A 10209-nucleotide genomic window follows, 5' to 3' on the forward strand; every position below is an offset into this window, starting at 1 on the left:
TCTCGCGGATGGCGACGAATTCCATCTCGGGGGTGACGATGCCTTGTCGTGCGTAGTGCATCTGGGTGACGTTGCGCCCCGGCTTGGCACGACGCGGGGTGCGAATATGCTCGAAGCGCAGATGCGCGAGCCGCGGGTCGGATTGACGCTCGCGACCGAAGGCGGAGGTGGGTCCGCCGAGCAGCTCGGTGTCGTCGCGCTCTTCGATCCAGGTCGTGCGCAGATCGGACAGGCCGGCGAGGAGGTCGATGTGCGCCGTCGGGTCCGTGTAGGGTCCGGAGGTGTCGTACACTACGACAGGCGGATTCTCCTCGATCCCCGCGTTGGTCTGCGTCGGGGTCAGCGTGATCTGGCGCATCGGGACGCGCAGGTCCGGACGCGATCCCGTAACGTAGATCTTGCGCGAGCTTGGAAAGGGCCGCGTGACCTCGTCGGACAGCTCGGCGGTCTTCTGGACGAAGGCCTGTGGGATGGCGCTCATGGTTTATCCTCTCGACGGACGCGTGGCGTATGGTGGCGCCGATGATTATGGGGCCGGATCGGCCGTACAGGCTGCCGGTCGACCGGACCATGGCGAAAGATGATCGGCACCATCCGACAGGAGGAGAGGCGTGGTGATCGGGATCGATGCGGATCCCGAGTCGAGGCGGCAGGCACCGAGAGCCGGCGAGGCTCATGCGATACGCTGTCCGGAGCGTCCTGCAGGTCGTGCAATGGCGTTGCCCGGCGGGCTGCGGCATCGTCGGGACCGGCACCTGATGATCCGTCCTCGTCGCCTGCTTTCCTGCGCCGGCATGATCCGGATCAGGTTCGAAGGGTCTCTCTCAGCCCGTAGCGTGACGGCATCGAGAACGCAAGACAAACCGGTCGATCGACAGGCAGCCCGTTCCGATGATGTCACGCGTGCCGGACACCCCCAGCAGCATATCGATTGAAACTAACGAAAGGCCGCCGGGATTTCAACCCGATCGAACGGAAGGTACGCCGCGCGCCGGCTTTTGCTTGACCTTTGGGCTTGGCCTGCTGATCCTCACACCGGACGAAAGGGAGTCTGCTTGGCTGTTTCCGACAGGGCAGCGGCAGACAGGATCTCTCGACGCCCCACCGAGGCGCTTTCGCTCATGACCGAAGCAGATTTTGCGACTTCCGAAAACCGGATCTTCTACCTCGGCGACGACACGGCGTTGCAGACCGGGCTTGCGGGCCTGATTCGGCCGGCCGGGTTGCAGCTCGAAGCCTTTGCGGATCTCGAAGCGCTCGAGGCCGCCCTTGGGCGGACGCGGCCCGGGGTACTGATCCTCGATCTGCGCTACATCGCGTCCGGGACCCTGCCGTCCGGTTTGATCGAGCGCTTGACGGGGACGCCGTTGGAGACCCTGACGGGCACCAAGACCATGAGGCCAGAGGTGGTCTGTATCGCCGACGCGGAGAACATCGAAACGCGGCTCGAGGTCATGCGGGCCGGCGCGCGCGGTTACTTTCCGACCCCGATCGCGGTCCCCGATCTGGCGAAGCGCCTCATCGAGCTGAGTGGCCCGGCCAGGGGTAGCCAACCCCGGATCCTGGTGGTCGAAGACGACCCGCTGCAAGCAAAGTACATCGCGTTGCTGCTGAGCAAGGCGGGGATGGAGCCGCACATCGTCGATCGACCTCTGGAGATCCTCCGCAAGATGCACGATGTCGAGCCGGACTTGGTCCTGATGGATCTCTATATGCCGGACGCGAGCGGTACCGAGTTGACAGCGATCATTCGGGATCATGGCGAGTACTTCGACACGCCCATCATCTTTCTTTCCGCCGAGACCGATCCGGACAAGCAACTGGAGGCGTTGCGGGTCGGAGGCGACAGCTTCATCGCCAAGCCCATCCAACGCGAGCAGCTGATCGGCGCGATCGAGCATCGCATTCGCATGTCGCGCTTGCTCAAGGGGCGCCGGGTCAGCGACGAGCGCAGCGATGTGGGTAAAGGTTTGGTCTCCAAGGATGCGTTTCTGCGCGGTCTCGATCGCGTGGTTCACGACCCGGAGGCGCACTTGCCCGGCGCCGGCCTTCTTCTGATCGAGCTGGATCGCTTTCAAGACATCTCCAAAGCAGTCGGTGTCGACGGCATGGAGCGGTTGTTGCGCCAGCTCGGGGAGAAGCTCCTCGACCAACTCGCCCCGCAGGAGTGCGCTGCGCGCCTGGATGACTCCACCTTTGCCGTACTGAGCCGACGGGGGACCCGCGAGGCGTTGGAGGGGCTCGGAGAGCAGCTCTTGGCGACGTTCGGCGCCACCAAGCTTCGGGCCGAGGACAAGCGGCTCTCGCTCACCGTGACAATCGGAATCGGGCTCTTTACGCCCCCTGCGGATGATGCCATCACGATGGTCTCGCGCAGCCGTACCACCGTGGCGCGGGCGCGGCAGGCAGGCGGCAATCGGGTGCGGGTCTGGACTCCGGTCATCGCCCCCGATCGCGGCTCGGACTACGAGCGTTTGCTCAAGCAGTTGGTCGACACCGCGGTCAATCAGGACGGACTGCTGTTGATGTTTCAGCCGATCGTCTCGCTCGGCGCGAACGTCGGGGAGCTCTACGAGGTGCAGCTTCGGTTGCGCACGCTCGACGGCGAGCACGTTCCCGCCGCCGATTTTCTGCCAGTGGCAGAGCGCAGCGGATTGATGCCGAGGATCGATCGCTGGGTGCTTGAGCACGCACTCGATGTCATGGATGCTCAGCGCAAGACGCATCCGAAGGTGCGCCTCTTGATCCATCAAACCGTCGCGTCGGTCGCGGCGGAAGAATGGCTCCCCTGGTTTCGCGAGCAGATGGTCCGGCGCAATCTGATCCGGCGCCGCCCGTTGCTGCAGTTCCAGATGCACGACGTTCGAGCGCACCTGGGCGCGGCCAAACCGCTTGTCGAGGTCTTACGCAAGTACGGGATTCAGGTCTGCGTAGCCAACGTCACGGGAAATGCAGCCGATCTGAAGCTGCTCGCCGATCTGCCGGTCGCCCTTGCCAAACTCTCTTTCGCGACCCTCATCAACGCGGATCCAGCCGAGCTGCTCCAAGTGGTACAGCAGATCAGGACTCACGGAGCATCCGTCATCGCGGCCGGAATCGAAGACCCGGCCACGATCGCGCGGGTCTGGAATTGTCGGCCGGACTACATTCAAGGCAACTCGGTCCAGATGCCGAGCAGCGAGTTGAACTACGACTTCCATCACTCCACCGACGACCTCTGAATCGCGTCTCTGCCGAACGGCGCGTTTTGCGGGACGCTGTCGGCACGCCCACATGGGGATCACTGGCAGGCGCGATTCGGGGGATCCAATCCAATGACACCGAGGGAACCGATGCCTGTCGCGGATATCGCCCCGCCATCCAATCACGTGGGTCGGTTGATCCTTACACCGCGCGATGCCGAGCTCTGTCCGGATCGGGATCGGCTCGTTTACACGCTGTCCGAGGCAGGGTTCATCGCGGATCACATCCCGGATCGCGAGTGCGCCTATCGTGTCGGCCCCGCGTTCTTCGCGCTGCTCGCCTTTGTCGGGTGCGCGGTCGCAATCGCGAGCGATCCGCAGACCGGCAACCCCTTTTGTCACGTCGTGGTTCCGCCGGCTGCGGCACATCCGCTTTGGTATCAGGGCCGCAACACGCGTGCACCGCGTTGCCCCGGTTGCCGCGCGCGCCTGAGCGATTGGACGCTGCGCGTCGAGCAATTCGAGCACTCGGCGAGCACGCCCGGATCGGATCGGCAGGATTCAGCCGTGGTCTGCCCGATTTGCGGTGAGTGCCGTCAGATTTGGTCTTGGGATTGGAAGCAGCAGGGCGGGTTTGCGCGACTGCTCATCCAGGTCGATGAGATCTTTCCGGGCGAGGCAGTGCCGACAGATGCCTTTCTCGATCTGCTCGCGCGCGAGAGCGGCTGTGCGTGGCGCTATTTTTACGTGCAGGCTTAAACCGCGCCCGGTGCGGTATGCGATGTTTTTGGATGGGATCGACACCGGCAGACTTGACGACCGCCGGAGCCGGCGCGGTTTAAGTGAGCGGGCCAGTGATTGGCACAGTGAAGCTGTGAAGTGATCGGCGACGCCGGGAAGCCAGGCTCGTCCGGTTCAATGCGTCGCGTTCAGCGCGCCGATTTCGGATCCGGCCCGTCCGCGTCCGCCGAGAAGGTGACACCCTCGGGCAACTCGATCGTCATACTGATCGGCAGGTGATCCGACAAGGCGTAGTCGACCACCCGGGCGGCGATCACGCGGAGCGGGCGAGAGACCAGGATGTGATCCAGATTGTGCGTCGGACGCCAGCTCGGGAAGGTCTTGAGCTCGCAATCCATGCCGCGCATTTCGGTCTTTCGGACCATGGCCCGAAGCCCTTTCGAGTCGCACCCGCAGTTGAAGTCGCCCATGATGACGAGATACGGGTATTGTTCGGACAGGGTGATCAAGTAATCGAGTTGACGTCGGCGTGCGCGCCATCCGAGGGCCAGATGCACGATCGCCACGGCGAGGGTCTCGTGGTCAGAAAGCCCGAGCTCCGCCACGACGGCACCGCGTCCCGGGAGGCCCGGGAGCTTGTGCTCGGTGATTCGCTGCGGCCGCAGCCGGCTGAGCAGACCGTTGCTGTGCTGTGCGAAGGGTCCGAGGTTGCGGTTGACCTGCCTGTACCAGTGCGGGAAGGCGCCGTGCCGAGCCAGGTACTGAATCTGATCGATATAGGCGCTGCGCAGCGAGCCGGCGTCGACCTCCTGCAGTCCGACCAGGTCGAACTGATGCAGCAGCTGGGCGATGCGGGTCAGATTTGCGAGTCGCTCGGGGTGCGGGAGGACGTGCTTCCAGCTATTGGTGAAGTAGTCGCTGTAGCGCCGCGAGTAGATCCCGGCCTGGACATTGAAGCTCAGCAGCTTGAGTCGCTGCGCATCGGTCGGGAGCGAGGAGGCTCGGGAGACGGTCTGGTGGTGTGCATGGCCGGGCACGACATCGATGGAATCGACACCGTCTGCGGTTCCGACCCGTTGCGTTTGCCCGGACGCACTCGATGCGCGCGCGTCCCCCGCGGCTTCGAGCAAGCCGGGATCCGGTGACCCTGGTTCCAGTGCTCCGATGACGAATCTCCGAAATCGAAGAAAATTCCGCGGAGAGACGCGCGAGGCGGAGGCGTCGGAGCGACTCGACGAGGGGTCGCCCCGGTTGCCCCGCTCGCCTTATTGGCTCAAGCCTTGGATGTACTGAGATACCGCGGCGATCTCCTGATCGCTCAACCGCGCTGCCGCGCCGCGCATCATCCCGTTCGGATCGTTGGCCCTTAGCGCCTTGCGGAAATGCTCGAGGGTCTGCTTCGTGTAGTCCGCATGCTGCGCCGAGATCCGCGGGAACTTGGCAAGCGACTGTCCTTGCCCGGCCGGGCCGTGACATCCGCTGCACGCCGGGACGCCGGTTTCCGGATTGCCCCAGCGATAGATGGATTCGCCCTTGCTCGCCAACTCGGCGTCCGCCGCGCCGGGGGTCTTGGGCTGAGTCGCGTAGTAAGCGGCCAGATCCAGGACCTCTTGATCGGTCAACGGCATCGCCATCGGCGTCATTTGCTCGTTGGCGCGGCGACCGGCCTTAAAGTCCATCAACTGTTTCACGATGTAATCCGGGTGCTGACCGGCGAGCTTGGGCCAGAGCGGCACGATACTGTTGCCCTGGGGGCCGTGACAAGCAATGCACACGCCGTTGGCCTTCGCCTCGCCGGCTTGCGGGTCTCCGACCTGAGGGGCCGAGGCTTGAGGCCCTTCGGACGCGTGTGCCGCGCCGCTCACCAATGCCGTTGCCACCGTAACTGTTATCAGCCAATTCTTTACCATGGAGGATGCCTAATCGGGTCGTGATTCATGGCCGCGACGCCTTGCGCGGATCGACGGCCTGGTCGGGGGGCGAGAAAATCCACGGATGTATATCAGAACATCCGCATATGGGTCAAACCAGCGGCGTCGCATGTCCGCCGAGATGACGCCGATCTCACCTGCTCGAAGACAGGCAGCGGGACGAATAATTCCGCCCCGCGGCGCTGCGATCCGGATCGTTTGACCACGCGCGTATTGACGCTATTCAGGCTCGGGCGGCGCTGACGGATCGGTCCTCGCCGCCCCGTGGCGCCCATGACTTCCGGCGCCGATCGGGCCTCAATGGTTCATCTGCTGCAACTGCGCCTCGATGCGGCGCACCGGGGCCTGCACGGGCATGCGCGAGCCGTCCTCGAAGATCAGGGTGAGATCGACTGCGTCGTCCGGCTCCAGTGGTTGCTTCAGACCGATGAGCATGACGTGCAGGCCGCCAGGTTTCAGGGTGACTGTCTCCCCGGCGGGAACCTCGATCTTCTCGATCCGGCGCATCCGCATCATCCCGTCTTCTTCGACGTGCGTGTGCAGCTCGACGATCTCCGAGACCGCGCTTTCGGCACCGACCAGGGCCTGATTCGTTCCGGTTTGGTTCTCCAGAGACATGAAGACGGCGCTGTTCGGCTGGCCCGGCGGCACCGCCCGTGCGTAGGGATCGTCGATCGAGAGCTCCGCGCCGAAAGCTGCGCAGGAAAGGGCGGCTAAGAACGTGGCGGCGAGCAGTGGCGATGCATATCCGGGCATGATGTGTCCTCCAACAGGCGGCATGGGTTTGTGGGTTGGGCTTGCTAAGGTTCGGACTGATTCTCGGTGGAGGGGCTCGATTCCAGCAGTGTTCGAATCGCCGCGACGATCTCCGCGGAGGGTGTGGCGTGATCGAGGTTGCGCACGAGCTTGCCTTGCGTGTCGATGAGATGGCTGTAGGCGGAGTGGTCGACAACATAGCCCATCGCCGAATCGGCCAGATCGGTACGCCGGTAGGCTGCGCCGTAGAGCTTGGCGACCGCGGCGATCTGCTCGGGCGTGCCGGTCAGGCCGAGGATCTCGGGGTGGAAATAGCCACTATACTCGGCGAGCCGCTCGGCCGAATCCCGCTCGGGATCGACACTGACGAAGAGGACCTGAACCCGCTCCGATTCATCGGGCGTCAGCGTCTTGAGCGCACCCGCGATCAAGACCAAATTGGTCGGACAGATATCCGGGCACCAAGTGTAGCCGAAGTAGATCAGGACCACCTTTCCGCGCAGATCGGCGAGGGCGACCGGGCCGTCGACGGACTCGAGGACGAAGTCGCCGCCTTGCGGCGGCGAGGCCAGATCCAGTGTGCCGTGTCGCGGCCGATCCTGATCGAGATCGACCCCGGTCGGCGTCCAAAACAACAGCCATGCCAAGAGTCCGACGAGGACCAGGATAGCAATGATCAACAGCTTTCGCGTCATGATCGGGAGCCCCGCGGGGAAACGTCCATCCCTGCATCTTGGGCAGCGGGCTGCGATTCGCCTTGACGCACATCAATCACACGGCGAAGACCCGGATGGGCTCGGGCTTTTGCGCGAAAGGACCCGTGCCCTGCGCCAATCGACCCGAATTCCCGGAGCCTGTGGTGCTCGGCCTCGTCGGCAGACGGTGCAGCCGTGCGGGGTCTGACCGGTTGGTGGCAGGCGCGCGTGCTGGAGCGCGAGCGTGCCCGTGTCGATCCGGACGACTGGGCGCGGGTCCGGGACGCCCTCCCGCTGCTCGAGGATCTAACCGAGGAGGAAACCCGGCGCCTCGCCGATCTGGCGCTCCTGTTTCTGCGCGACAAGCGTCTGGATCCCGCGCAAGGCATTGACCTGACCGATGCCATGCGCCTGGCGATTGCGCTGCAGGCTTGTCTTCCCGTCCTGGAGTTGGGACTCGATTGGTACAGCGGCTGGTATGCCGTCATCGTCTATCCCGAGGAGTTCGTCCCCGCGCGCGAGGTCATGGGGGACGACGGTGTGGTCTGGACCGAGCAGGAGGCGAAGAGTGGCGAGGCCTGGGAGCAAGGCCCGATTATCCTCTCGTGGGCGGATGTCGAGGCCGGGATGGAGCGCGACGGCTACAACGTCGTGATCCACGAGTTGGCGCATAAGCTCGACATGCGCGACGGGGCCGCCAACGGTTGCCCGCCGTTGCACGCGGGGATGTCTCCGAAGGTTTGGGCCGAGACCTTCTCCGCCGCCTACGAGGACCTGTGTCGGCGGGTCGACGCCGACGAGGAGACCCCGATCGACCCCTATGCAACCGAGTCGCCTGCCGAGTTTTTCGCCGTGCTCAGCGAGGGATTCTTCGAGCTGCCCGATCTCGTTTATTCCGAATACCCGGCGGTCTACGAGCAGATGCGACTGTTCTACCGTCAAGACCCTTTGGCCCGACTTACTGCCGGTGAGGATGAGGCTCGGCCGACACCTTAGCGGCGTCGGCCGTTGAGCCGAATCCCACACGTCGATGATGTCCGGGCTGTCGTGATCCCGACAGGCCCTTGGCTCGAGTGCTGTCGTCTTTAATTTTTTCAGTCGGTTAAGTCATCGCAGAGATCGGGCATGGTCTTTGCTCAAGTGCCTTCCAGAGACATTTTTCCGCGGGGCCTGCGCCCCATCTCCGGAGGCAGCGTGATGGAGTTGAAAGTCATTTCCGATGGCGCGGGCGCGCCCGGCGGCGGTTGCGCATCGAGCGGCTGCGGCGCCGGCGGTGAGAAGCTCGCCCATCTGCCCGAGGCGATCCGCGCCAAGATCAACAACCATCCCTGTTTCTCCGAGGATGCGCATCATCACTATGCGCGGATGCACGTTGCCGTCGCACCTGCCTGTAACATCCAGTGTCACTACTGTAATCGCAAGTACGACTGTTCCAACGAGTCACGCCCGGGCGTGGTCTCCGAGGTGCTCACCCCGGATCAGGCGGTGAAGAAGGTTATCGCCGTCGCCGCGGCCATTCCCCAGATGACGGTGCTCGGCATCGCCGGTCCGGGCGACCCGCTGGCCAATCCGCAGCGTACCCTGGAGACCTTCCGTCAGCTCTCCGAAAAGGCCCCCGACATCAAACTTTGCGTCTCCACCAACGGGCTCGCGCTGCCCGGCTTGGTCGACGAGATCTGCAAGCACAACATCGAGCACGTCACCATCACCATCAACTGCGTCGACCCGGACGTGGGCGCCAAGATCTATCCCTGGATCTTCTGGAACAACCGCCGGGTGACCGGGCGCAAGGCCGCCGAGATCCTGATCGAGCAGCAGCAGAAGGGACTTGAGATGCTGGTCGCGCGCGGGGTGCTGGTCAAGGTCAACTCGGTCCTGATCCCGGGTGTGAACGCCGAGCACCTCAAAGAGGTCAGCCGGGTTGTCAAGGCCAAGGGCGCCTTCCTGCACAACGTCATGCCGCTCATTGCCGAGCCCGAGCACGGGACCTTCTACGGGTTGATGGGCCAACGCGGTCCGACCAACGAGGAACTGACCGCACTGCAAGATGCCTGCGCCGGGGACATGGCCATGATGCGCCACTGCCGCCAATGCCGCGCGGATGCGGTCGGCATGCTCGGCGAGGATCGGGGCGACGAGTTCACGCTCGAGAAGATCGCGGAGCAGGAGGTCGATTACGCTGCGGCGATGGCCCGGCGCGCCGAGGTCCATGCCGCCATCGAGGCCAGCCGCACGGCGCAACGTCGCCAGTCCAGCGAGACCTTCGTCTCCATTGCCTCCCTGACCCGCCGTCGGCCTGCACGGCCCGAGCCCCGTCCGGTGTTGATGGCGGTGGCGACCACCGGTGGCGGCGTGATCAACCAGCATTTCGGCCACGCCCGCGAGTTCCTGGTCTACGAGGCCAGCGCGAACGACGTTCGCTTCATCGGTCACCGCAAGGTGGAGCTCTATTGCTCGGGCGACGACACCTGCGGCGACGGTGAGTCCGTCCTGAGCAGGACCATCCGTGTGCTCGACGGCTGCGAGGTCGTGCTCTGCTCGCGCATCGGCTACGAGCCCTGGGGCCAGTTGGAAGCCGCCGGCATCGCGCCGAACGGCGAGCATGCGATGGAGCCGATCGAGGACGCGGTCGCCGAGGTGTATCGCGAGATGGGGGAGGCGGGGCTGCTTGAAGGCTCCGGCGGCGCCGAACAGCGAATGAGCGCTTAAACCGCGCCCGGTGCGGTAGGCGATGATCTTGGATGGGATCGGCCCCGGCAGATTTAACGACCGTCGGAGTCGGCGCGGTTTAAGAATAAAACGAGATTAAATTCTAAACCTCGTCTCCGCGAAGGTCGGAAAAATCCTTGAGCCCGACACGCGATGAAAACGACGCATTTCACTCTGGACGCGGTTTGGACCGCA

General features: G+C 64.2%; 8 protein-coding genes, 1 pseudogene and 1 riboswitch. Of the genes and pseudogenes, 4 read left to right on the top strand and 5 right to left on the bottom strand.

The window, feature by feature from the left end:
• Positions 1-481 (bottom strand): annotated as a pseudogene (locus GPT33_RS14105) (phosphomethylpyrimidine synthase ThiC); the annotation flags it as partial.
• Between the two features lie 283 nt (positions 482-764).
• Positions 765-928: riboswitch (TPP riboswitch) on the bottom strand.
• A gap of 193 nt (positions 929-1121) precedes the next feature.
• Between GPT33_RS14105 and GPT33_RS14110 the strand changes: the two are divergent.
• Together GPT33_RS14110 and GPT33_RS14115 are read left to right on the top strand one after the other, a co-directional pair.
• On the top strand, positions 1122-3221 hold the full coding sequence (locus GPT33_RS14110; RefSeq protein ID WP_296809998.1) for an EAL domain-containing protein: 2100 nt from the start codon (positions 1122-1124) through the stop codon (positions 3219-3221).
• Positions 3222-3332: 111 nt separating this feature from the next.
• Positions 3333-3941 carry a hypothetical protein gene (locus tag GPT33_RS14115; protein ID WP_296810001.1) on the top strand — a complete coding sequence of 203 codons (609 nt, stop codon included), beginning with the start codon at positions 3333-3335 and terminating at the stop codon, positions 3939-3941.
• A 170-nt stretch (positions 3942-4111) separates the two neighbouring features.
• Here the strand turns inward: GPT33_RS14115 and GPT33_RS14120 are convergent, their stop codons facing one another.
• From GPT33_RS14120 to GPT33_RS14135, 4 genes are all read right to left on the bottom strand, one after another.
• Positions 4112-4888, bottom strand: coding sequence for an endonuclease/exonuclease/phosphatase family protein (locus GPT33_RS14120; protein WP_296810014.1), 777 nt, complete (start codon positions 4886-4888; stop codon positions 4112-4114).
• Between the two features lie 300 nt (positions 4889-5188).
• Positions 5189-5833 (bottom strand): c-type cytochrome, encoded by a 645-nt coding sequence (locus tag GPT33_RS14125; protein ID WP_296810003.1) that lies wholly within the window; start codon positions 5831-5833, stop codon positions 5189-5191.
• Between the two features lie 318 nt (positions 5834-6151).
• Positions 6152-6610: a copper chaperone PCu(A)C gene (locus GPT33_RS14130; RefSeq protein WP_296810005.1), complete on the bottom strand. Its 459-nt coding sequence runs from the start codon at positions 6608-6610 to the stop codon at positions 6152-6154.
• 44 nt (positions 6611-6654) lie between these two features.
• Entirely contained in the window at positions 6655-7305 is a 651-nt protein-coding gene (locus tag GPT33_RS14135; RefSeq protein WP_296810007.1) for an SCO family protein, read from the bottom strand.
• Positions 7306-7500: 195 nt separating this feature from the next.
• Between GPT33_RS14135 and GPT33_RS14140 the strand changes: the two genes are divergently transcribed.
• Together GPT33_RS14140 and nifB are read left to right on the top strand one after the other, a co-directional pair.
• A complete protein-coding gene (locus GPT33_RS14140) occupies positions 7501-8301 on the top strand; it encodes a M90 family metallopeptidase (protein ID WP_296810009.1) in 801 nt (266 codons plus the stop codon).
• A 201-nt stretch (positions 8302-8502) separates the two neighbouring features.
• Complete coding sequence (nifB, locus tag GPT33_RS14145; protein ID WP_296810011.1) at positions 8503-10014, top strand: nitrogenase cofactor biosynthesis protein NifB; 1512 nt, start codon at positions 8503-8505, stop codon at positions 10012-10014.
• The last annotated feature ends 195 nt before the right edge of the window (positions 10015-10209 follow it).

It is taken from the genome of Thiocapsa sp. (assembly GCF_011390875.1).
Classification (GTDB): domain Bacteria; phylum Pseudomonadota; class Gammaproteobacteria; order Chromatiales; family Chromatiaceae; genus Thiocapsa.